This is a genomic window from Mycobacterium sp. Root135, assembly GCF_001426545.1.
In the GTDB taxonomy this organism is placed as follows: domain Bacteria; phylum Actinomycetota; class Actinomycetes; order Mycobacteriales; family Mycobacteriaceae; genus Mycobacterium.
The window spans coordinates 305,223-327,531 of record NZ_LMEZ01000009.1; the positions used below are offsets into that span (position 1 = coordinate 305,223).

The 22,309-nt window shown below is 67.3% G+C and carries 26 protein-coding genes; 14 read left to right on the forward strand and 12 right to left on the reverse strand.

All coding sequences use genetic code 11. The annotated features are described in order from the left end of the window. The first annotated feature begins 25 nt into the window (after positions 1-25). Positions 26-880 carry a patatin-like phospholipase family protein gene (locus ASD37_RS27150; RefSeq protein WP_056559134.1) on the forward strand — a complete coding sequence of 285 codons (855 nt, stop codon included), beginning with the start codon at positions 26-28 and terminating at the stop codon, positions 878-880. On the opposite strand, the gene ASD37_RS27155 is transcribed toward ASD37_RS27150, so the two are convergent. Beyond that, a complete protein-coding gene (locus tag ASD37_RS27155) occupies positions 869-1,843 on the reverse strand; it encodes a patatin-like phospholipase family protein (RefSeq protein ID WP_056559987.1) in 975 nt (324 codons plus the stop codon). The genes ASD37_RS27150 and ASD37_RS27155 overlap by 12 nt on opposite strands. Positions 1,844-1,895: 52 nt before the next feature. Here ASD37_RS27155 and ASD37_RS27160 point away from each other — a divergent pair, with 52 nt between their 5' ends. Next, a complete protein-coding gene (locus ASD37_RS27160; RefSeq protein WP_056559137.1) occupies positions 1,896-2,264 on the forward strand; it encodes a VOC family protein in 369 nt (122 codons plus the stop codon). Here the strand turns inward: ASD37_RS27160 and ASD37_RS27165 are convergent. Together ASD37_RS27165 and lpqV are read right to left on the reverse strand one after the other, a co-directional pair. Further along, positions 2,261-2,470, reverse strand: coding sequence for a hypothetical protein (locus tag ASD37_RS27165; RefSeq protein ID WP_056559140.1), 210 nt, complete (start codon positions 2,468-2,470; stop codon positions 2,261-2,263). The genes ASD37_RS27160 and ASD37_RS27165 overlap by 4 nt on opposite strands. Positions 2,471-2,588: 118 nt before the next feature. Next, complete coding sequence (lpqV, locus tag ASD37_RS27170) at positions 2,589-3,023, reverse strand: lipoprotein LpqV (protein ID WP_056559143.1); 435 nt, start codon at positions 3,021-3,023, stop codon at positions 2,589-2,591. A 125-nt stretch (positions 3,024-3,148) separates the two neighbouring features. On the opposite strand from lpqV, the gene ASD37_RS27175 reads away from it, so the two are divergent. After that, positions 3,149-3,688 carry a cysteine dioxygenase family protein gene (locus ASD37_RS27175; RefSeq protein WP_056559146.1) on the forward strand — a complete coding sequence of 180 codons (540 nt, stop codon included), beginning with the start codon at positions 3,149-3,151 and terminating at the stop codon, positions 3,686-3,688. Further along, positions 3,688-4,101 carry a rhodanese-like domain-containing protein gene (locus ASD37_RS27180; RefSeq protein WP_056559151.1) on the forward strand — a complete coding sequence of 138 codons (414 nt, stop codon included), beginning with the start codon at positions 3,688-3,690 and terminating at the stop codon, positions 4,099-4,101. Before ASD37_RS27175 ends, ASD37_RS27180 begins: the two co-directional genes overlap by 1 nt. Here ASD37_RS27180 and ASD37_RS27185 read toward each other — a convergent pair. Genes ASD37_RS27185 through ASD37_RS27195 form a run of 3 tightly spaced genes read right to left on the reverse strand, consistent with a single transcriptional unit; the run spans position 4,072 to position 7,600 of the window. Beyond that, the gene (locus ASD37_RS27185; protein ID WP_056559989.1) at positions 4,072-5,766 is read right to left on the reverse strand and encodes an alpha/beta-hydrolase family protein; all 1,695 of its coding nucleotides are present in this window, start codon (positions 5,764-5,766) and stop codon (positions 4,072-4,074) included. The two genes, ASD37_RS27180 and ASD37_RS27185, sit on opposite strands and share 30 nt — an antisense overlap. Positions 5,767-5,775: 9 nt before the next feature. Further along, positions 5,776-6,549 carry an enoyl-CoA hydratase gene (locus ASD37_RS27190; protein ID WP_056559154.1) on the reverse strand — a complete coding sequence of 258 codons (774 nt, stop codon included), beginning with the start codon at positions 6,547-6,549 and terminating at the stop codon, positions 5,776-5,778. Between the two features lie 7 nt (positions 6,550-6,556). After that, on the reverse strand, positions 6,557-7,600 hold the full coding sequence (locus ASD37_RS27195) for an enoyl-CoA hydratase/isomerase family protein (RefSeq protein WP_056559157.1): 1,044 nt from the start codon (positions 7,598-7,600) through the stop codon (positions 6,557-6,559). A 171-nt stretch (positions 7,601-7,771) separates the two neighbouring features. Between ASD37_RS27195 and ASD37_RS27200 the strand changes: the two genes are divergently transcribed. Together ASD37_RS27200 and ASD37_RS27205 are read left to right on the forward strand one after the other, a co-directional pair. Further along, entirely contained in the window at positions 7,772-8,623 is an 852-nt protein-coding gene (locus ASD37_RS27200) for a Bax inhibitor-1/YccA family protein (protein ID WP_056559991.1), read from the forward strand. A gap of 229 nt (positions 8,624-8,852) precedes the next feature. Then, positions 8,853-9,707, forward strand: a complete 855-nt coding sequence (locus tag ASD37_RS27205; protein WP_056559159.1) for an endonuclease domain-containing protein — start codon at positions 8,853-8,855, stop codon at positions 9,705-9,707. Positions 9,708-9,764: 57 nt separating this feature from the next. Here ASD37_RS27205 and ASD37_RS27210 read toward each other — a convergent pair whose 3' ends face one another. After that, positions 9,765-10,982 carry an acetyl-CoA C-acetyltransferase gene (locus ASD37_RS27210; RefSeq protein ID WP_056559162.1) on the reverse strand — a complete coding sequence of 406 codons (1,218 nt, stop codon included), beginning with the start codon at positions 10,980-10,982 and terminating at the stop codon, positions 9,765-9,767. Positions 10,983-11,018: 36 nt separating this feature from the next. Next, positions 11,019-11,984, reverse strand: coding sequence for an SGNH/GDSL hydrolase family protein (locus ASD37_RS27215; RefSeq protein WP_056559165.1), 966 nt, complete (start codon positions 11,982-11,984; stop codon positions 11,019-11,021). Between the two features lie 194 nt (positions 11,985-12,178). Here ASD37_RS27215 and ASD37_RS27220 point away from each other — a divergent pair, with 194 nt between their 5' ends. From ASD37_RS27220 to ASD37_RS27250, 7 genes are all read left to right on the forward strand, one after another. Next, complete coding sequence (locus tag ASD37_RS27220; protein ID WP_056559993.1) at positions 12,179-13,231, forward strand: alpha/beta hydrolase; 1,053 nt, start codon at positions 12,179-12,181, stop codon at positions 13,229-13,231. Between the two features lie 29 nt (positions 13,232-13,260). Then, positions 13,261-14,655, forward strand: a complete 1,395-nt coding sequence (locus ASD37_RS27225) for a cystathionine beta-synthase (RefSeq protein WP_056559168.1) — start codon at positions 13,261-13,263, stop codon at positions 14,653-14,655. 176 nt (positions 14,656-14,831) lie between these two features. Further along, positions 14,832-15,167, forward strand: coding sequence for a CD225/dispanin family protein (locus ASD37_RS27230; protein WP_056559171.1), 336 nt, complete (start codon positions 14,832-14,834; stop codon positions 15,165-15,167). A gap of 11 nt (positions 15,168-15,178) precedes the next feature. Further along, the gene (locus tag ASD37_RS27235; protein ID WP_056559176.1) at positions 15,179-15,607 is read left to right on the forward strand and encodes a DUF2752 domain-containing protein; all 429 of its coding nucleotides are present in this window, start codon (positions 15,179-15,181) and stop codon (positions 15,605-15,607) included. A 59-nt stretch (positions 15,608-15,666) separates the two neighbouring features. After that, complete coding sequence (locus ASD37_RS27240) at positions 15,667-16,713, forward strand: hypothetical protein (RefSeq protein ID WP_056559180.1); 1,047 nt, start codon at positions 15,667-15,669, stop codon at positions 16,711-16,713. An 87-nt stretch (positions 16,714-16,800) separates the two neighbouring features. Continuing rightward, the gene (locus ASD37_RS27245; protein ID WP_056559182.1) at positions 16,801-17,487 is read left to right on the forward strand and encodes an RDD family protein; all 687 of its coding nucleotides are present in this window, start codon (positions 16,801-16,803) and stop codon (positions 17,485-17,487) included. Between the two features lie 68 nt (positions 17,488-17,555). Next, a complete protein-coding gene (locus ASD37_RS27250) occupies positions 17,556-18,056 on the forward strand; it encodes an RDD family protein (protein ID WP_056559185.1) in 501 nt (166 codons plus the stop codon). Here the strand turns inward: ASD37_RS27250 and ASD37_RS27255 are convergent. After that, a complete protein-coding gene (locus ASD37_RS27255) occupies positions 18,040-19,206 on the reverse strand; it encodes an acyl-CoA dehydrogenase family protein (RefSeq protein ID WP_156721132.1) in 1,167 nt (388 codons plus the stop codon). The genes ASD37_RS27250 and ASD37_RS27255 overlap by 17 nt on opposite strands. A 56-nt stretch (positions 19,207-19,262) precedes the next feature. On the opposite strand from ASD37_RS27255, the gene ASD37_RS27260 reads away from it, so the two are divergent. Beyond that, positions 19,263-20,441, forward strand: coding sequence for a cystathionine gamma-synthase (locus tag ASD37_RS27260; protein WP_056559188.1), 1,179 nt, complete (start codon positions 19,263-19,265; stop codon positions 20,439-20,441). Here the strand turns inward: ASD37_RS27260 and ASD37_RS27265 are convergent. From ASD37_RS27265 to ASD37_RS27275, 3 genes are all read right to left on the reverse strand, one after another. Further along, positions 20,427-21,089 carry a GPP34 family phosphoprotein gene (locus ASD37_RS27265; protein WP_056559191.1) on the reverse strand — a complete coding sequence of 221 codons (663 nt, stop codon included), beginning with the start codon at positions 21,087-21,089 and terminating at the stop codon, positions 20,427-20,429. The genes ASD37_RS27260 and ASD37_RS27265 overlap by 15 nt on opposite strands. Before the next feature lie 13 nt (positions 21,090-21,102). After that, entirely contained in the window at positions 21,103-21,591 is a 489-nt protein-coding gene (greA, locus tag ASD37_RS27270; protein WP_056559194.1) for a transcription elongation factor GreA, read from the reverse strand. A 217-nt stretch (positions 21,592-21,808) separates the two neighbouring features. Next, complete coding sequence (locus tag ASD37_RS27275) at positions 21,809-22,231, reverse strand: DUF4307 domain-containing protein (RefSeq protein WP_056559997.1); 423 nt, start codon at positions 22,229-22,231, stop codon at positions 21,809-21,811. Positions 22,232-22,309: the final 78 nt, after the last annotated feature.

The following is a 22,309-nucleotide window of genomic DNA, read 5'->3' on the forward strand; positions in this document are numbered from 1 at the left end:
ACGCCACCTGGCACACTCGGCACCCGTGACGAAACGTGGGCTCGTGTTGGCCGGTGGCGGACTAGCGGGCATTGCCTGGGAAACCGGCGTGCTGCTGGGAATCTCCGACGTGGCGCCCGAGGCGGCGCGCGCACTGCTCGACGCCGACGTCCTGCTCGGCACGTCGGCCGGGTCGACGGTCGCCGCGCAGCTCGGCAGCGGCACCAGCCTCGAGACGCTGTTCGACGCCCAGGTCGCCGCCGAAACCCACGAGCTCGTCCCCGGGGCGAGCATCGACGACGTCATGCAGCTCTTCGCCGGGGCCATGGCGTCACCCGACGCCACGCTCGAGGAGAGACTGCGCCACATCGGCGCCGTCGCGGTCACCGCCGACACCGTCCCGGAACCCGTCCGCCGGGCCGTCATCGGACATCGCCTGCCGTCGCGGGAGTGGCCCGACCGGGTGCTGCGGGTCACGGCGATCGACGTCGAGACCGGCGAGCTGGTGATCGTCGACCGCGACTCGGGCATCGGACTCGTCGACGCCGTCGCCGCGAGCTGCGCGGTGCCCGGGGTATGGCCACCCGTGACGGTCGGCGACCGCCGATTCATGGACGGGGGCGTCGGCAGCACCGTCAACCTGACCGCCGCGACGGACTGCGACGTGGTCGTCGTCCTGGTGCCGTCGAGCGAGTCGGCGCCGACGCCGTTCGGCGCGGGCGCAGCGGACGAGATCGCGGGCTTCCCCGGCGAGACGCTCGCCGTCTTCGCCGACGACGACTCGATCGCCGCCTTCGGTCCCAACCCACTCGACCCGGCCTGCCGGATTCCGTCGGCGAACGCCGGTCGCGCGCAAGGGCGCAGGCGCGCAGACGCGGTCGCGCGGTTCCTAGGCGTGTGAGGTTCGGGGCGCCAACGTGTCGAGCGCGGCCGCGGCCAACTCTTGACCGATCTCGATGACTTCCTCGGCGCGGTGGAACTCCAGGCTTCGCGCGACGGTGCGGGGCACCTCGATCAGCAGGTCCGGGGGATACGCCGCAAGGGTGTGTCGCATCAGCGCCGACTGCGCGATGTCGATGGCACGGTTGAGCACCTCGAAACCACCGAGTCGCGGCACCACCGTCTCGGTGTGATCGTCGTGGTCGTCGACCTCGACCCCGTCGTTGGCGAACCGGCTGAGCACAGTCTTGGCGGCAGGGGTGTCGAGCAGTGAGCGGGCGGTGGTCGTGTCGAGCAGCGCCGTCGTGTTGCGCCACATCCGGCTGAGACGTTCGGTTGCCGGACCCGGCCCTGGGATTGGTTCGGGGGCGGCCCGGGAGGGATCGTCGCCGCCCAGACTGACCGCGATGATCAGATCGGCGTTGACCGCGGCCAGCGGCGCCATCGGCAGCGGGTCGAGGATGCCTCCGTCGGCCAGAAGTCTGCCGTCGAGCACGTGCGGCTTGATCACCCCCGGGATCGCGATCGACGCCCTGATGGCCGCGTCGACCGGCCCGCGCTGCAGCCACACCGACTTGCCCGCGATCAGGTCCGTGGCGACCGCCGTGAACGGAATCGGGAGATCCTCGATGGCGGCGTCACCGAGGATTTCGCGAACGGCGTCGAGGATCTTGTCGGCGCGCAGCACTCCCGCGGACGTCAGCGACGGGTCGAGCAGGCGCAGTACGGCCCGCTGGGTCAGGGACGTCGCCCACGCGGTGTATTCGTCGAGTTTGCCGGCGGCTTCGAGGCCACCCACCAGCGCTCCCATGGACGATCCCGCGATGCCGACGACGTCGTGACCGCGGTCGCGCAGTTCGTTGATCACCCCGATGTGCGCGTACCCCCTGGCACCGCCGCTGCCAAGACTGAGCGCCACTCGCATCGATCCATTGTCACCGGGTTGGTTCGCCGCGAAAACGGCAACCCCGTCGAACATGATCGGACGACTTCGCTCCGTGGTGCTCGACACCAAGGATCCGCGGCAATTGGCAGCGTTCTACGCCGGTGTTCTCGGCGGGGACATCGAGGCGCAGGACGACACGTGGGTGGTGCTCACCGTCCCGACCCACGGGCGGTTGGCATTTCAGCTGGCACCCGACCACGAACCGCCTCGGTTCCCCGATCCGCAGGGATCACAGCAGTTTCACTTGGACGTGGAGGTGGACGACGTCGACGACGCGGAGTCAAAGGTGTTGTCGCTGGGCGCGACTCGCGTCACCGATGCGATCGGCGAAGACGACTTCCGGGTTTACCGGGACCCGGCAGGACATCCGTTCTGCCTGGTGTTCAACGAGGCGGGTTAACAACCCACCCTGGCGAAGAAGGCGGCCGCGACCAGTCCGATGATCAGCGCGATGGTCGGTTGTCCGCTGGAGAGCGCCACGATCACGCCCGTGACGGCGCCGACGGCGATGGCCAACAGCAACAGGCCCATGAGGATCCGCATGCCGTTGATCGAGCCACCGGCCGCGCGAGGCGGTGCCAGCTTGGCGTTGTCGTGTCCGAACATGGGCCCTCCCAAAGTGATGAGGGACACATAGTACCGAACTTTGTGATCGGCGCCACAATCGTGTAGATCGGCTAACCGTTTGCGTGCCTTGGCTTTCGGACCCGCGTGATTAAAAGGCTCAGCCGCAGAGGTCGTCGGCAGCCGCCTCGGCCGCCACGATGACCGCCGACTGCCTGGCGGGGGTCAACCCGGACCACGGCGTGCCGAACGTGCCGGGCCCCGCCGCATCCGACTTCTGCACGCTCTCCAGGTACGGCTCGAATTGCGTCTTCTGGTCACCGCCGCGCTCCTGCATCCACACCTTCGCAGCGTGACAGGCCTGGAAGTACTCGTCCTCCGTCGACTCCGCGGGGGCGCCGACGGCGGTCGTGACGCCGTTCGCGGACACTCCGGTGGCGCCGGGCTCGGCTGTGTGGGTCTGCAGGCTCGTCGTGGTCGTCGCACTGGCGGCCGCCGTCGACGACGGTGCCGAAGCGGCGCCGTCGGAACCGGACGAGCAGCCGGCGAGGAGGGCCGCGACGGCTGCCACGGCGAAAGTCGGGTAGCTGCGCATGCTGCCAATCTATGCAACACTCGCCAACGTGCTGGAACGGACGAGCTGTCGGGAGTGTTGTCGGGCGTAACGCCTGACCCCCCAACCGTCCCGTAAATCCTGGTCCACCCTGGAGCTTCCCTCACATGTCTCTTGCCTTTCAGTCCGTCGTCGCCCCCACCCGACTTCGCGTCCCCGATCTGCTGCAGGCCACCGACGTAGCCGCCGACCACGTGTTGTCCGGTCGCTACGACCACGTCCTGCCCGTCGGTGGCCCGCCCACCGACGAGCGCTGGTTCACCCGCCTGCACGGCGACGACGAGCTGGACGTGTGGCTCATCAGCTGGGTGCCCGAGCGGTCCACCGAACTCCACGATCACGGCGGTTCGCTTGGCGCCCTCACGGTCGTGTCCGGGGCGCTCGTCGAAACCCGTTGGGACGGCGGCGCACTGCGGGAGCGCCGTCTCGACGCCGGGGACCAGGCCGGGTTCCCGCTCGGTTGGGTGCACGACGTCGTCTGGGCGCTGTCCAAGCCCGCGCGCATCGCCCGTCCAGCCCCGACGCCTACCCTGAGCGTGCACGCCTACTCGCCCCCGCTGACCGCGATGTCGTACTACGAGGTCACCGACCGGAACACCCTGCGGCGGGACCGGACCGAGCTGACGGACAAGCCCGAGGGGGACTAATGCCGAGCCGAATCGACGCCGTCCTGCACTCCGCGCGCGAGAAGCTGACCCGGATCGAGGCAGCCGACGTGCCGGCCGCCCTGGAGCGTGGCGCGTTGCTCGTCGACATCAGGCCGGCCGCCCAGCGCGCGGCCGAGGGCGACGTCCCCGCCGCCCGGCTCATCGAGCGCAACGTCCTCGAGTGGCGCTGCGACCCCACCAGCGACGCACGCCTGCCCGAGGCCGTCGGCGACGACGTCGAGTGGATCGTGCTGTGTTCCGAGGGCTACACCTCGAGCTTGGCCGCAGCCGCCCTCGTCGACCTTGGTCTGCACCGCTCCACCGACGTCGTCGGCGGCTACCACGCGCTCAAGGCGGCCGGGGTGCTCGAGTTGCTCAGTGAGTCATTCGTCGGAGCGCAGCAGCGGCCGTAGCTTCTCGGTCTTCTCGGGAGTCCAGTTGGGCGGCTGCATGATCGCCGCCCATGCGTTCGCCACGTCCCGCACGTAGACGTGGCCGTGGCCGTCGGGCACGTCGACCGCCACCGCCATGTCGGCGGAGACCTGCAGGAACGTCACCACCGGTATCCACTCCATCTCGGGCGACACGTCGTCGCCCCGTGGTTCACGCAACCAATCCGGTTTCGAGAACAGCAGATCGGGGTTCCACCACGCGATGGGGTCGGAGGCGTGCTGCAGGTACACCACCCGTGGCTCACCCCAGGGGGCTTGCGGCCGTTGAAGATTGGCGGCGTCGGCGGCAAACCTGACGTTCTCGCCCTTGTCGTAGATGGGCAACCACTCGGGTGACCCCTCGTCGCGCTCGGCCGTCAGCGTGGTCCAGATGGTGTTGTTGAACGTCGGGCCGGAGAACAACGCACCGTCGGTGCGGGCGATGAGGTTGTTCAGCGACAGGAACGGGGCCTCACCGCCGAAGGAGCCCAGGCTTTCGCCGAACACCACCAGCTTGGGCCGACGGGCCTCGGGCATCGCACGCACCAGGGCGTCGACCGCCTCGAAGAGCGCCTGACTCGACTGACGCGCGTTCTCCCTGTCCACCAGGAACGACAACCAACTTGGCAGGAACGAGTACTGCATCGACACGATGGCGGTGTTGCCGTTGTACATGTACTCCAACGACGCCGCCTCGGCCTCGTTGATCCAGCCGGTGCCCGTCGTGTTGGCCACCGCGACCACCGCACGGTCCAGACCACCGGTGCGCAGCAGTTCGCGGGCGGCGAGTTCGGCGGTCGCCTTGAAACCCTCGGCGGAGTTGAGTCCGGCGTAGACGCGGATCGGCTCGATTGCCGTGGCGCCGTTGAATTTCGAGAGGTCGTCCACCGACGGACCGCCCGCCATGAACATGCGGCCTTGATGCCCGAGGGAGGACCAGCTGACGAATGACCCCGGCCCACCGGATCGGAGCGCCGTGGTCGGTGCGGCGGTGTCGGGATCTTCCTCGTTGTTGGCTGACTCGAAGGTGTCGTTCAGCGTGCTCATGGCGAACCGCACCACCACGCCGTTGAGCAATGCGACGGTCAGGACGAGAAGTAGCGTCACCACCACGACGGCCGAAACACGGGGTGGCGCAATCCGATCCAATTGCCTGACCAGAAACCGCACCAACTTGCCGACCAGCTGGCCCAGCTCGACGAAGACGAATAGGAAGACGATCGACAGGACCGCGGTCAGCGGGTGGTCCCAGAAGTCCAGCCTCGGCACGCCCATGTAATCCCGAACGTCGTCCTGCCACACGTGGAACCCGATGACCGCAAACGTCTGGCCGATGACCCCCGCCACGACGAGGGCGATCCAGGCCTGCCGCGGCGCCGCCGGGCTGGTGTTCACCGATCGCAGGTAGCGGACCAACCAGACGCCGAACACGCCGATGCCGTAACCGATGCCGCCTGCCGCGCCGCTGACCAGGCCTTGGAACAGCGGTCCGCGAGGGAGCAGTGACGGCGTCAGCGACAACCAGATGAACACCAGGCCCAACGCGGTGCCGAAGAACGTGTAGTGACGCACCCACCAGTCCGGCTTCGGGGCAGGCTCGGTCGCGACGGGAGGTCGCTCGTCGGTGGTGGTGTCCGTCTCGGTCACCACCGCACCTTAACGGTGCGTGAAGTTCGGTGGGCGCTTCTCGGTGAAGGCTGCCATGCCCTCGGTCTGGTCGTCGGTGGCGAAGGCGGAGTGGAAGAGTCGCCGCTCGTAGAGAAGCCCTTCGGTCAACGAGGATTCGAACGCGCGGTTGACGGCCTCCTTGGCCATCCGCGACGCCGACAACGACATGCCCGCGATGACGGCGGCGGTGGAGTTCGCCTCTTCGAGGAGCGTGTCGGCGGGGACGACGCGCGACACCAGGCCGCTGCGGTCGGCCTCGGCGGCGTCGATCGTGCGGCCGGTCAGAATGAGGTCCATGGCCTTGGCCTTGCCGATGGCGCGGGTGAGCCGCTGCGATCCGCCCATTCCCGGGAGCACGCCGAGCTTGATCTCGGGCTGACCGAACTTGGCCGTGTCGGCGGCAATCAGGATGTCGCACATCATCGCCAGTTCACATCCGCCGCCCAGGGCGTACCCCGCGACGGCGGCGATGGTTGGCGTCCTGGTCGCGGCAAACTTCGACCAGGTCGCGAAGAAGTCGCCGGCGAACACGTCGGCGAACGAGAGCTCTGACATTTCCTTGATGTCCGCGCCCGCCGCGAACGCCTTCGCGTTACCCGTGACGATGATCGCACCGATACCCGCATCCGCGTCGAATTCGGCTGCGGCGGTGGTCAGTTCGACCATGACCTGACTGTTGAGGGCGTTGAGCGCCTTGGGGCGGTTCAGTGTGATGGTTCCGACGCGGCCCTCGCGGGTGACCAGAATCGTCTCGTAGCTCATGGGTTCTCTACTCCTCGGGCAGTGTCAGGTCGGGGTCGGCTGATTGGAAGTACGCCTCGACGGCCTCTGGTGAGCACTCTTCCAGGCTCGACGGCGACCACTTCGGATTGCGGTCCTTGTCGACGAGCAGCGCACGAATGCCCTCCACCAGGTCGTGGGATCGCAATGCCGCGCACGCCGTTCGAAACTCTTGCCGCAGAACGTCTTCGAGCGTGTCCAGGGTTGCCGACCGTCGCACCGCCGCCATGGTCACCGCCACCGCGATGGGGGAACGGCCCGCGATCAGGTTCGCGGCGTCGTCGGCGGGCCCGGGGCCCTGCGCCCGCAGTGCGGCGACGACGTCGAGGGCGTTCTCCCCGGCGTAGCACTCGTCGATCCAGTGCCGCTGTGCCAACAGGGGACTCGCGGGAGGCTCGACCGCGAAGGAGGCCAGTGCCGCGTCGACGCCGTCGGCGACGAGGTTGCTGGTGAACGCGTCCAGTTGGTCGTGGGGGACGAAGTGGTCGGCGAAACCCATCGCGATGGCGTCGGCCCCGGAGAATGGTGCGCCGGTGAGTGCGGCATGCAACCCGAGGCGCCCCGGCGCCCTCGACAGCAGGTAGGTGCCCCCGACGTCGGGAATGAAGCCGATGCCGACCTCGGGCATGCCCATCTTGGTGGTGTCGGTGACGACGCGCACGCCGCCATGCGCGGCGACTCCCACGCCGCCGCCCATCACGATGCCGTCCATGATCGCGACGTAGGGCTTGGGGTAGCGGGCTATGTACGCGTTGACGATGTATTCGTCCTGCCAGAACGACCGGGCTTCACTGCCGTCGGCCTTTGCACTGTGATAGATCGCGACGACGTCGCCGCCAGCGCACAGTCCGCGTTCGCCAGCGCCGGTGAGGAGCACGGTGTGCACGGCGTCGTCGGTCTCCCAGTTCCTGAGAGCGTTCTCAAGATCAGTGACCATGCCGTGGGTGAGTGAATTGATGGCCTTTGGCCTGTTCAGGGTAACGACGCCGACGCCGCCGTCGACGTTTACTAGGAGGTCCTCGTGTTCGGCCACGGTGTGCAATCTAGATCGTGACCCCAGGTCGGAGCGACACGGGTAACCTTTCCCAAGAAGTTCACAGTTAGACCGACGAGGCCGGGAACCGGTCCGAGTCGCCAGACGTTGACTCAATGTTCGACGACGTTCGTCATCCCGACGGACCACAGCACACGAGAGGAACCGACGGTGCGCGAGAGCAGCAACCCGGTATTCCGTTCCCTGCCCAAGCAGCAGGGCGGCGGATATGCCCAATTCGGTGGCGGAGCCGCCGGTTACGGCGCGGCAGCAACACAGGCCGACCCGTACGCGGCTCAGCCGTACACCGATCAGTCCAGCCAGGTCTCCCGACCGCTCACGATCGACGACGTCGTCACGAAGACCGGCATCACGCTCGCCGTGCTGTCCTCGGTCGCCGTGGTGTCGTACTTCCTCGTTTCGCAGAACGTCGGGCTGATGATGCCCTTCACGCTCGTCGGCGGCCTCGGTGGCCTCGCGCTCGTGTTGATCGCGACGTTCGGCCGCAAGCAGGACAACCCGGCGATCGTCCTGAGCTACGCCGCGCTTGAGGGCCTGTTCCTCGGTGCCGCGTCGTTCCTGTTCGCGAACCTCGTCTCCACGGGTGGCCCCGGCATGATCGCCCAGGCGATCGTGGCCACGTTCGGCGTGTTCTTCGGCATGCTGGTCGTCTACAAGACGGGCGCCATCCGCGTCACGCCGAAGCTCACCCGCATGATCATCGCCGGCCTGTTCGGTGTGATGGCCCTGATGCTGCTCAACGTCGTCCTCGCCCTCTTCGGCGTCGGTGGCGGCGAAGGCTTCGGCCTGCGTAGCGGTGGCCCCATCGCGATCGGCTTCTCGCTGCTCTGCATCGCGCTGGCCGCGTTCAGCTTCCTCATCGACTTCGACGCCGCCGACCAGATGGTCCGCGCCGGTGTCCCGTCGAAGGCTGGCTGGGGCATCGCGCTCGGCTTGACCGTCACGCTGGTGTGGCTGTACCTCGAAATCCTGCGTCTGCTGAGTTACTTCCAGAACGACTAGCAGTCGCTACCCCGGGAAGCCCGTTCGCGTATTGCGAACGGGCTTTCTGCTGTTCGGGTGTCCCGGGTGTCCCGACTCTGCGTGTACTGCGACCGCTACTCGTACTTTGTCGCAGTAGCCGCAGAGTCGGTGGATCCGGGTAGTCCCCAGACGCGAGTTGATCCACAGTCGGCCGTCACCCGGCAGTGAGCACCCCGCTGTCGTCGGCGTGGCTCGGCAGTCTGCCGGCATGGACGACGGCACGCCCTTCATCGGGTCGGAGGCGTTGGCGTCGGGCGCGCTGACGCCATACGAGCTACGCCGGCACTACCGCGCGGTGATGCCGAACGTGTACATGGATCGGCGGATCGAGCCCACGCTGCGGCAACGGACGCAGGCGGCATGGTTGTGGTCGGGTCGCTCGGCGGTGGTCGCCGGGCTGTCGGCGTCGGCGCTCCACGGTGCGAAATGGGTCGGCGACGGCGCCCCAGTCGAATTGATCTGGGGCAACGCACGATCCCCGCGCCAGGTCGTCACCCGCGCGGATTTCCTTGCGGCGGGGGAGACGCGTCCGATCGCAGGCATGTCGGTGACGACGCCAGCGCGAACCGCCTTCGACATCGGTAGGCGCGGGCCGCTAGGGGATGCCGTGGCGCGGGTGGACTCGCTGCTGTCGACCACCCGATTCGCGGTAGACGACGTCATCGCCATGGCCGGGGAGCATGTCGGCGCCCGCGGATTGGGGCAACTCCGAAGGGTTCTCGACCTGGCCGATGCGGGCGCTGAATCGCCGAAGGAAACGTGGCTACGGCTGTTGCTGATCGGGGCGGGCTACCCGCGGCCGCGCACGCAGATTCCGGTGATCAGCCCCGACGGGCGCCGCCGGTACTACCTCGACATGGGGTGGGAGGAACGTCGGCTCGCCGTCGAATACGACGGTGACCACCATCGATCGGACCCGGTTCAATTCGCGGGAGACATCCGACGATTGGCCGACATCGACGAGCTTGGTTGGGGTTTGGTGCGGGTCGTCGCCCGCAATAGTCGCGACGACGTCCTACGACGGGTGCAGCGAGCGTGGGACCGACGCTCGACTCTGCGCTGACTGCGATGGCTACTCGAACTTCCTCGCAGTGAGCGCAGAGTCGGCGACTTCGACCGGTTAGCTCAAGCGCTCGATGACCATCGCCATGCCCTGGCCGCCGCCAACGCACATGGTCTCCAGGCCGAACGTCTTGTCGTACGTCGTCAAGTTGTTCAGCAGCGTCGCGGTGATGCGGGCACCCGTCATGCCGAACGGGTGGCCAAGCGCGATCGCGCCGCCGGAGACGTTGAGCCTGTCCTCGTCCATGCCCAGTGCGCGCGCCGAGCCAAGCACCTGCACGGCGAACGCCTCGTTGATCTCGTAGAGGTCGATGTCGCCGATCGACTTGCCGGCCCGTGCCAGCGCCTGCTTGCACGCCTCGATGGGGCCGAGGCCCATGATCTCCGGCGACAGCCCCGACACACCCGTCGACACTATGCGCGCCAGCGGCGTCAGCCCCAGCTCCTTGGCGCGTGCGTCGCTCATGATGACGACGGCAGCCGCGCCGTCGTTCAGTGGACACGCGTTGCCTGCGGTGATGGTGCCGTTGGGTCGGAAGACGGGCTTCAGCTGGCTGATCTTCTCGTAGGTGGTGCCGGCGCGCGGGCCGTCGTCCTTCGACACGACCGTGCCGTCGGGCAACGTCACCGGCGAAATCTCGCGCTCGAAGAAGCCGCTGTTGATGGCCTCTTCGGCCTTGTTCTGGCTGCGGACGCCCCAGTGGTCCTGATCCTCGCGGCTGATGCCGGTGAACAGCGCGACGTTCTCCGCCGTCTGCCCCATCGAGATGTACACGTCGGGGAGCAGGCCGTCTTCGCGCGGGTCATGCCATTCGGTCGCGCCGGCCGCGGCCTGATCCGAGCGGGACTGCGCGTCGGCGAAGGCGCCGTTCTTGACGTCCGGCCAGCCGTCGGCGCTGCCCTTCATGAAGCGCGACACCGTCTCCACACCCGCGGAGATGAAGGCGTCGCCCTCCCCGGCCTTGATCGCGTGGAACGCCATCCGGGTGGTCTGCAGCGACGACGAGCAGTAGCGGTTGACGGTCGTGCCGGGCAGGAAGTCGTAGCCCAATTCGACGGCGACCGCGCGCCCGATGTTGAAGCCGGCCTCACCCGCGGGCTGTCCGCAGCCCATGATCAGATCGTCGATGTCGCGCGGATCCAGTCCGGGGACCTTGTCCAGTGCCGCCTTGACCATCTGTGCCGCCAGGTCGTCGGGCCGCATGTCCACCAGCGAACCCTTGTTGGCGCGGCCGATGGGGGAACGAGCAGTTGAGACGATGACGGCTTCGGGCATGTGCGAACTCCTAGGTCGGTGGCTATCCAACCGAATTTAACCCGTGACCGTGGCGACGATCGGTGCGGGTACGCCCGTCGTGCGCCGCCAGAACCGCGTGACTCCGCCGAGGCGGGCCAACAAGGAGTCGTCGCCGGCCCGCGCCTCGAGTGCCGGTTCGACGTCGGCGTCGGTGCTCCACTCGCCGAGTTGCTTGCACAGGGCGGGCAACAACTGCTGGGCAGCAAGGGCATAGCCGACCGCCGACGGATGGAACATGTCGTCGGAGAAGAACTCCTCGGGCGCCTTCTGAAACTCCGGCGACAGCAGCGCCGAAAACGGGACGGGCACCCCACCCGCGGCGCGTACGGCGATGGCCTGTGCGCGGGCCAGTCGGAGTCCGATCGTTCGGGCCACCGTGCGCAGCGGCTGCGGAATCGCGGTGATGACGCCGAAGTCCGGGCACGTGCCCACCACGACGACGGCGCCACTGCCGCGCAATCGGCTCACCGCGGCCCCGACCCGGCGAGCCGACTGCCCGATGCCGTTGAGCGCGGTGACGTCGTTGGCGCCGATCATGACCACCGCGGCGTCGGGTGGTGCGCCCGCCACGAACATGGCGTCGATCTGCCCCGAGAGCCCCTTCGACGTCGCGCCGACGATCGCCTTCGTGCTCAACCGAATCCGCTTGCCGGACTGCTCGGCGAGGCCGCGGGCGATCAAGACGCCGGGCACCTCGTCGGCGACGACACAGCCGTAACCCGTCGCGGTCGAATCGCCGAACACCATCAGATGAATGTCGAACGGCACCCCGCGGTGCCACTTCTCGAACGGACCGCCACCCGCGACGTAGACCCCGTCGGCACGGGGAGGGACGTCCCACGACTTGGGGATCACCTGGCGGGCCTGATCGGCTTGACCGTGCAAGAGGTTCCGGACTCCGACGTACGCCGAACCCGTCGATGCGAGCGTGGCAGCCGCTGCCAGGGCAATGGCCGACCTACGCGGTGCACGATTGACCACGCGATCAGTTTAAGGGCGATTTCGCGGGATACACGTGCGGCAGAGGTGACGGCCGGTCACGGTGCGGTATCAAGTGCGGTACGAAATCAAGTTGTTTGTTCGTTGAACATTTTGCAAGTGTCAAGCTAAGTTACCTGGGGTTGGCTAAGCATTAACCGCACCGGGCACTACATTGGCGTAGGGAAGTGGTGATCATGACCGCACCAAGCGACGTTTCCAGGTCGTACGGACCCGGTGTAAGCGGTGGTAGAGCACGTAAAGTCCGCCGATTCCCCGTTAGCGACGGCGCCCCGGTCGAAGTGGTCGAAGACGGCCCGAGCATAGCCGGGCGATTGTTTGCTCTTGGCGCAATGATGACAATCAAGCCAACGCTGGCCGTCGGCAGTTACCTACCCCGGATGCCCTGGCCGTTTGGTGTCGTCGACTTCGCTGCCCGTGTGCTGCGGCCTGCCCCCGGCACCGTTCGCGCCACCATCGGCCTCCCGAACTGCACGGCTCAGCTGGTCAGGGCGGCAGGTGTATTGCCGGCCGACGGCAAACGCAGCGTCATCCTGTACCTGCACGGCGGCGCCTTCCTCACCTGCGGAGCGAACACGCACGGCCGCCTGGTGACCGCACTGTCGCGGTTCGCCGACAGCCCGGCGCTGGTCGTCAACTACCGGATGATCCCCAAGCACTCGATCGGCGAGGCCGTCGACGACTGTTACGACGCGTACCGGTGGCTACGGCTCAAGGGATACGACCCGTCGCAGATCGTGCTGGCGGGCGATTCGGCGGGCGGCTACCTGTCGCTGGCGCTGGCGGAGCGGCTGAACCTCGAGGGTGAGTTGCCCGCGGCGATGGTGACCATGTCACCGCTGTTCGAAATCGACAACGAGGGCCGCGCGCACCACCCGAACGCGCACTCCGACGCGATGTTCCCGTCGAAGGCCTTCGACATGCTGGTCGACTTCATCGAGCGCGCGGCTAAGCGTCACGTCGTCGACGGCAAGGCCGAGGAGGTCTACGAACCGCTCGACCACGTCGAGACCGGACTGCCGAGGACGCTGATCCACGTGTCGGGCTCGGAGGTTCTACTCAACGACGCGAGAAAGGCCGCCCACATGCTCGCCGCGGCGGGCGTTCCGGTCGAAGTGCACGTCTGGCCTGGTCAGATGCACGTGTTCCAGTTGGCGGCGCCGAGTGTGAAGGAAGCGACCCGGTCGCTGAAGCAGATCGGCGACTACATCCGAGAGGCGACCTGGTAACCCGAACGCGCGCCTGACACGATGGACGCATGCGAATCGCGGGTCATATCAGTGAGCTCATCGGAAACACGCCTCTCGTTCGGCTGAACTCCGTTGTGCCGGATGGAGCCGGGCTCGTAGCGGCCAAGATCGAGTACCTCAATCCGGGTGGCAGTTCCAAGGACCGCATAGCGATCAAGATGATCGACGCGGCCGAGGCGAGCGGTGAGCTCAAGCCAGGCGGCACGATCGTCGAGCCGACGTCCGGCAACACCGGGGTCGGGCTGGCCCTGGTGGCGCAGCAGCGCGGTTACAAGTGCATCTTCGTGTGCCCCGACAAGGTCAGCGAGGACAAGCGAAACGTGTTGCGCGCGTACGGCGCCGACGTCGTCGTCTCGCCGACCGCGGTGCCGCCCGACCATCCGGACAGCTACTACAGCGTCTCGGATCGTCTGGTGCGCGAGATCGACGGCGCGTGGAAGCCCGACCAGTACTCCAATCCGAACGGCCCCGCCAGCCACTACGAGACGACGGGTCCGGAGATCTGGGCCGACACCGACGGGAAGATCACCCACTTCGTCGCAGGCGTCGGCACCGGCGGCACGATCACCGGCGCAGGGCGCTACCTCAAGGAGGTGTCCGGCGGAGCCGTGAAGATCATTGGCGCTGACCCGGAGGGCTCGGTGTACTCGGGCGGAACGGGCAGGCCCTACCTCGTCGAGGGAGTGGGGGAGGACTTCTGGCCGTCGGCCTACGACCCCACCGTCACCGACGAGATCATCGCGGTGTCCGACGCCGACTCCTTCGAGATGACGCGCCGCCTCGCCCGTGAAGAAGCGCTCCTGGTCGGTGGGTCGTGCGGAATGGCCGCCGTGGCCGCGATCCGGGTCGCCGAGAAGGCCGGACCGGACGCCGTCGTCGTGGTTCTCCTGCCCGACGGCGGAAGAGGTTATCTCTCAAAGATTTTCAGCGACACCTGGATGTCGTCCTACGGTTTTCTGCGGGACAGGCTCGACGGCTCGCTCGAACACACCACCGTCGGAGACGTGTTGCGGGGCAAATCGGGTGCGCTGCCCGACCTCGTCCACACCCACCCTTCGGAGACGGTGCGCGACGCCATCGGAATCCTCCGCGAGTACGGCGTCTCCCAGATGCCGGTCGTCGGGGCGGAACCGCCGGTCATGGCAGGTGAAGTGGCGGGAAGCGTGTCCGAGCGCGAACTGCTGTCAGCGGTATTCGAGGGCCGGGCGAAGCTCGCGGACGCGGTGTCGCAGCACATGAGCCCGGCCCTGCCGCTGATCGGCGCCGGTGAACTAGTCAGCACTGCCGCAAAGACATTGCGTGAAATCGACGCCGTGATGGTGGTCGAGGAGGGCAAGCCCGTCGGCGTGCTGACGCGGCACGACTTGCTGGGGTTCCTGTCGAACGGCACTGCTCGCCGGTAGGAAGGCTGGCACCGGCGGCTTTAGGCCGCCGCCAAACCGTTAGCCGAGGCAAGGATTTCAGGTTTACCCGGTCGATGGATCGGGTAATCAGATCGGCCTTTTGGCCGTCATTTTCAGCAAGTTCTCGGGTAGGGTAACAGCGCTCAGACCCCGCAACTGTTCACTGGAAGGCGTTCATGACCGAGTATCCGCCGCCGCCTCCGGGCAATTACCCGCCTCCGCCTCCCGGGAACTATCCGCCGCCCGGGCCTGGAGTCCCGATGGCGCAGCCGAACAACTACTTGGTCTGGGCGATCCTGGTGACGGTGTTCTGCTGCCTTCCACTGGGAATCGTGTCGATCGTCAAGGCCACTCAGGTGTCTGGGCTATGGGGTCAAGGCCGCTACGCCGAGGCGCAGAAGTCGGCTGACGATGCCAAGAAGTTCGCCATGTGGGGCGCGATCGCTGGCGTGATCTTCGGTGTCATCTACGGGATCTTCACGGTGGTCGTCGGCGCCGACGCGTTCTCGTAACCAACGAACCGATGCTTGAGACGCGTCAACCAAAGGCTCTGACGTCACTGAGTCCACCGCTAGGGGTGGCTGTGGTCGCCGGGTTGGCGTGCTGCGTCGTTTGGGTGGGCGATCCGCTGACACCGGGCGGAATGCTCCCCGTATGTCCCACGAAGGCGTTGTTGGGCATTGACTGTCCGGGATGTGGAAGCCTGCGCATGATTTACTCCCTGCTACACGGTGACGTCCTCGGCGCACTTCGCTTCAATGCCCTCGGGCTCGTCTCGGTGTTGTTCTTGCTCTGGGCCTTTGGCGCCTGGACCTACGGTCGTGTCGTCGGTCGACGCATCAATAGTTGGCAGCATCGACGCTGGGCGGCCGCCGTGGCATTGGTGCTGGTGTCCGTCTGGTTCGTCGTCCGCAATGTACCGAGCGCGCCGTTTACTTCGTTGTATGTCTAGTTCACAACGGGTTCCGAACAGCGAGCCCGAACTGAGTTCAGCCGAAAGGTAAGTCGACCATGACCAACCCGCCTCCGCCCGAGGGCAATTACCCCCCACCCCCGCCCGAGGGCAACTACCCGCCACCTCCGCAGGGCAACTACCCGCCGCCGCCTCCCCAGGGTGGCTACGGAGCGCCGCCTCCGCCCCCACAGGGTGGTTATGGAGCGCCGCCTCCGCCGCCGCATGGCAATTACCCACCCCCGCCGCAGGGCAACTACCCGCCGCCACCACCGCCGCAGGGCGGCTACGCACCGCCTCCTCCTGGCAGTTACCCACCGCCGCAGGGCGATTGGGGCCAGCCGCAGGGCGGCTACCCGCCGCAGGGCGGTTACGGCGGCTACCCGCCGGCCGGTAACTCCGGGGTCGACATCGGCGAGACGTTCGGCTGGGCATGGAACAAGTTCAGCAAGAACGCAGTCGTGCTCATCGTCCCGACGCTGGTCTACGGGCTCGTGCTCGGCGCGCTCTACGGGATCATCACCGTCGCCTCGGGTGCACTGGCTCCGACGTCCGAGAGCAGCTACGACTCCTATGACGGCGGAGCGAGCTACTCCTTCAGCGCAGGCCTCGGCGTGGCAAGCATCATCACGATGCTCCTCGGCTACCTGGTGCTGTTCGTCGTGGGCGGCGCCATCTCGTCGGCCTACTACGGCGGCCTGCTGGACATCGCCAACGGGACACCGGTCGAGATCGGCTCGTTCTTCAAGCCGCGCAACGTCGGCAGCGTGCTGATCGCCAGCCTGCTCGTCGGCATCGCCAGCTCGATCGGCTCGTTCCTCTGCGTGATCCCGGGTCTCATCGTCACGATCTTCACGCTCTTCACGACGGTCTCGATCGTCGAGCGCGGGTTGTCGCCGATCGACGGCATCAAGGCGAGCATCGACATCGTCAAGGGCAACTTCGTTCCGGCGCTGCTCACCTGGCTGATCACTCTCGTCATCGTCGGTGTCGGCGCGCTGCTCTGCGGTATCGGCCTTCTGGTCGCAGCTCCAGTGGCCGCACTGTTCCTCGTACACGCATACCGGAAGCTGACCGGCGGACAGGTCGCACCACTGACCCCGTAGCGAACCTCGGGCGTTGCAGCAAAACGACGACCTGGTGGATCGTGCCCTCGTACGCTGCCCTCAACGCCAACGAAAGTTAGGACCGAGATGACGAATCCATCGCCGCCTCCTGGTGACTTCCCGTCCTCAACCCCTCCCGGTGGCAACTACCCGTCGCCGCCGGAGGGTGGGTATCCGGCGCCCCCACCTCCCGGCGGCGGATACGCTCCTCCGCCTCCCGGTGGTGGCTACGCGCAGCCCGGTGGGTACGGGGTCGGCGGTGGATACGGCACCGGACCCGAGCAGTACACGCCGTGGCTCACGCGCGTGCTCGCGTGGTTGATCGACTGGGCTCCGGTCGCGATCCTCTCGGGCATTGGCTCGATCTTCCTGGTCACCCTTCAGAAGGTCGAAACCGTCTGCATCACCGACGATTCCGAGTACCAGCTCGGCGACTTCTGTGCCACGGGCAGCAACGGTCCTTCAGGCGTGGCCTGGGCGATATACGGGGTGCTTGAACTGATCTCGCTGGCCTACCTGATCTGGAATCTCGGCCTGAAGCAGGGCAACACGGGCTCCAGCGTCGGGAAGGGCATCATGAAGTTCAAGGTCGTCGGCGAGGAGACGGGCCAGCCGATCGGCTTCGGCAAGTCCGTCGTGCGCGAGCTGATCTACATCGTGGCCAACGTCGTGTGCTTCGTCCCCTGGCTCCTCGCCGTGCTGTTTCCGCTGTGGGACCAGAAACGTCAGTCGTTGGTCGACAAGCTGATCAAGACGGTCTGCGTTCCGCTCTGATCCGGTCGACGATGCCGCCTGTCCGCCGTGCGCGGGCAGGCGGCATCGTCGTTCGGTAGCGTCGAACCGTGAGTCGTCCGGATCTCGAGCAGAAGTCGAGCCTTGCGTCGTGGCCGCGACGGGTCGCGGCGGCCGTGGTGGACTGGATCCCCATCGTCGCGCTGGCGCTTCTGGCCGTCGCGCTGGTGTGGGTGACGAGAAACCCGCTGTGCGACGGGGATCCGTCAGTGCGCGATCTCGGCCCGCAGTGTGGCGATTCGGGCGCGACCACGGTGGGTTGGTGGTGCTTCGTCGCCTGCTGGCTGGCGGGGCTCGGTTACGCGCTTTGGAACTTTGGCCTACGTCAGGGTCGCACGGGTGCGAGCGTCGGCAAGGGCCTGTTGGGCATCCGGGTGCTCGACGCGATGACGCTTCAGCCGATTGGCTTCTGGCGGTCGGTGATTCGCCAACTCGTCCACGTCGTCGACGTCGTGACCCTTGGGTTGGGCTTGCTGTGGCCGCTGTGGGATCGCAAGCGTCAGACCTTCGCCGACAAGCTGTCGTCGACGGTGGTCAGCGGAACGCGCTGACGCCCGTCAGTGCCTCGCCGATCACCAACTGGTGCACCTCGGAGGTGCCCTCGTAGGTCAGCACCGACTCGAGGTTGTTGGCATGGCGGATCACCGGATACTCCAACGTGATTCCGTTGGCGCCCAACAGGGTTCGGCACTGACGGGCGATCTTGATCGCCTCACGCACGTTGTTGAGCTTGCCGAAGCTGACCTGTTCGGGCTTGATCTTGCCGTCGTCCTTGAGCTTGCCAAGGTGCAGCGCCAGCAGTTGCGCCTTGCCCAATTCAACTGCCATGTCGGCGATCTTGGCTTGAGTCAACTGGTACCCGGCCAGCGGCTTGTCGAAGACCTCCCTGGTGCCGACGTAGTCCAACGCCGTCTCCAGGCAATCCCTTGCCGCGCCCACCGCGCCGAACACGATGCCGAACCGCGCCTCCGACAGACAGGCCAACGGGCCCGACAAGCCCCGTGCGCCAGGAAGTTTCGCGTCATCCGGCAGGCGGACGTCGTCGAGGCTGAACTCCGAGGTGACCGACGCCCGCAGCGACATCTTGTGGGTCATCTCCCGGGCGCTGAAGCCCGGCGTCGTCGTCGGGACCGCGAACCCGATGACGCCTTCGTCGGCGCGGGCCCACACGATCGCCACGTCGGCGATGGAGGCGTTGGTGATCCACATCTTCGACCCGTTGAGGATCCAGTCGGATCCGTCGCGCCGCGCGGTCGTCCGCATGCCACCGGGGTTGGAGCCGAAGTCCGGTTCCGTCAGCCCGAAGCAGCCGATCAGTTCGCCCGCGGCCATGCCTGGGAGCCAGTGCTCGCGCTGCTCCTCGCTGCCCCAGCGGTGAATGGCGAACATCGCGAGGGAGCCCTGCACCGACACCAGGCTGCGAAGGCCGCTGTCGACGGCCTCCAGCTCCTGGCACACCAGCCCGTAGGCGGTGGCCGACGACCCGCTGCAGCCGTACCCCTCCAGGTGCATGCCGAGCAGTCCCAGCTTGCCGATCTCGACGGCCAGGTCGCGGACGGGGACCTCACCGGTCTCGAACCACTCGGCGATGTGCGGGCGCAGGCGGGACTCGCCGAACTGCCGGACCATGGTGCGCAGCTCGAGGTCCTCGGGCGTCAGCAGCGTGTCGAGGTCGAGGAGACTTTCGATCGTCGTGGACATGCAGTTCGTTCTACACCTGCGCTCGCCGCCACTCGGCACCGTTACCCTGAACGGTGATGAGTGAGCAGCGTTCCAAGGCAGATGCGTACCGCGCCTACGGTCCCGCGACCAGGGCCATCCATGCCGGTTACCGGCCCGATCCGGCGACCGGCGCGGTCAACGCGCCCATCTACGCGAGTTCCACCTTCGCGCAGGACGGCGTCGGCGGTCTCCGTGGCGGCTACGAGTACGCCCGCACCGGCAACCCGACGCGTGCGGCGCTCGAGGCGGGCCTGGCGGCAGTAGAGGGTGCCACGTTCGGGCGGGCCTTCAGCTCGGGCATGGCGGCCACCGACTGCACGCTGCGCGCCGTGCTGCGGCCCGGCGACCACGTCGTCATCCCCGACGACGCGTACGGCGGCACGTTCCGGCTGATCGACAAGGTGTTCACGCAGTGGGGCGTGACGCACACTCCCGTCGCGCTGACCGATCTCGACGCGGTACGCGCCGCGATCACCCCCGCGACCAAGCTGGTGTGGGTGGAGACGCCCACCAACCCGCTGCTGTCGATCGCCGACATTGCGGGAATCGCCCAGCTGGCGTCGGACGCCGGTGTGAAGGTGTTGGTGGACAACACCTTTGCCTCGCCGGCCCTGCAACAACCGTTGGCCCTCGGCGCCGACATCGTGCTGCACTCCACCACCAAGTACATCGGCGGACACTCCGACGTCGTCGGCGGCGCACTGCTGACCAACGACGAGGAGCTCGACGACGCGTTCGCGTTCCTGCAGAACGGCGCTGGCGCGGTGCCCGGCCCGTTCGACGCCTACCTGACGATGCGCGGGTTGAAGACGCTGTCGCTGCGGATGGAGCGACACAGCGCCAACGGAGCGCGGGTGGCCGAATTCCTCGCCGAGCACGCCGCCGTCGACGCGGTGCTCTACCCGGGCTTGGCGAGCCACCCCAACCACGACGTCGCGGCCCGTCAGATGTCCGGCTTCGGCGGCATGGTGTCGGCCCGGCTCAAGGGCGGAAGGGACGCCGCGCACCAACTGTGCGCGCGGACAGAGATATTCATCCTCGCCGAGTCTCTCGGCGGGGTGGAGTCGCTGATCGAGCATCCCGGCGCGATGACCCATGCGTCCACGGCGGGTTCGCAGCTCGAGGTGCCCGACGACCTGGTCCGGCTGTCCGTCGGCATCGAGGACGTCGCCGACCTGCTCGGCGACTTGGAACAGGCCCTAGGAAAGCGCTGAGCGCAACGCGGAGGCGGTGACGGCGAGGTTGACCTCTGGCAGCGCCGTCGGATACTCGTCGACCCAACTGCCACTGGCGATTTCGGTGGCGCGCGAGTGCACCCAGCGCCACCCGCGGTCGTTGAGGCTCAGCAGTGCCCCTAGTCCGTCAGCGGCGTGCAGCACGGTCACGATGGCCGCCGTCGCAGGTGTGGGCGGACGACGGTCGAACAGCGCCGCCAACAGATCGGTTCTGGCGGCGGCGACCCGCTCGCGACGGGTCAGCGGCCAGGCGTACACGGGATTGAAGCGCGACGACGGCACCCGAACGCGGCTGATCTGTCCGAGTCGCTCGAGGTGCAGTGCCACGTTGTCCTGCGCGTTCTTGCTCACCTTTGCGACGGCGCGCGACGGTGACAGCGGCTCCTTCTGAAGCAGCGCAAACGCCGGCTCGACGACGGGATCGGTGGCACGGCCTGCCCGAAGCGCCACCAGCCGGCCCGGCTGGACGGCGTCACCGGGGGCGGACGGCCGAACCCGGCATGCCAACGCGAGGTCGAGCAAGACGGCAGCCGCCAACGCCCGTTCCCGCCGCTGGGGGTCCAGCGCGGGTTGGGCGGTGGCGTTGTCGACGAGCAGGAGAAAGAGATCTTCGGCGATCTGCGCCATGAACGACTGCGGGCTAGGAGTGGTACGGCTCCGCGCTCATCAGCTCGACCTCGATGGTGCTGCCGTTGGGCACGACGAAGCTGCGCTTGTCGCCGACCTTCGCGTCGATGATCGCGCCACCGAGTGGCGACTTCGGCGAGTAGACCTCGAGCTTCCCGTCGGTCACGCCTTCCTGGCGGGTTCCGATAAGGAACGTCTCGGTGTCGCCGTCCGCGAACTTGACTTTGACGACCGAGCCGGGCAGCGCGACGCCGGACTGCTTGGGGGCCTCGCCCACCTTGGCGTTGTTGAGCAGCTCCTGGAGCTGACGAATCCGGGCTTCCTGCTGCCCCTGATCCTCACGCGCCTGGTGGTAACCGCCGTTTTCGCGGAGGTCGCCCTCTTCGCGTCGATCGTTGATCTCGGCGGCGATGATCGGTCGGTTCGCGATGAGCTGGTCGAGCTCGGCCTTCAGCCGGTCGAATGCGTCTTCGGTGAGCCAGGTGACCTGGGTATCCGTCATGTCGTGGCGCTCCTGTCCTTGTGTCGCGCTGTCAGCGGGATCAGTCGGCGTGTGCCGCAATCGCAGGCGCTGAGGGCGCATTAAAGCAGCAATACACGGCTCCAGTAGGAACCGTGTACGAGGTCCATCTTAGCACCGCCAGGACAGCCGTTTTTCATGTATTGGCTGTTCGGCGTTCTCCGGACGGTTGCCCGACGCCCCCGTCGGCCAAACCTCGTCAGGGTGCCCGGAGGTAGGCGGGGACGTCGGTGCCGCAGCCGTAGACGTCGCCCACGACGGGCTGCCGGGTGGCCTTGACGATCGTCGACACCACCACCGTGTCGGCGGTCGACGGTGGCACGAGAACCTCGCGCCGACCGATCTCGGCGCCGTCGACAGACCTGGCGCGGACGATGCACACCACGGGGCGCGACGGGTCCTCACGGGTGACGCTGATGGTGATCTCGACGGTGTCCGAACCGAGCAGCTTGTAGCCGCCCAGTTCACCCTTGACCTCAGCGGTGCCCAGCCGCTGGTAGCCGACGAATGCCAACGCGACACCCGCCGCCACGATGACGACGAAGAGCACGGCAACCAGCCGGCGGCGAGAGCTGCGGGCCAGCCGTTGGCGCCCGTAGCGGGCGGCGGGGCGCTCGATCACGAGGTGCTTCACCCCTCCGTAGGACGGTCAGCGTGGGTCTGAGTTCGGATGGTTGGACTAGGACTGGAACTATAGGGG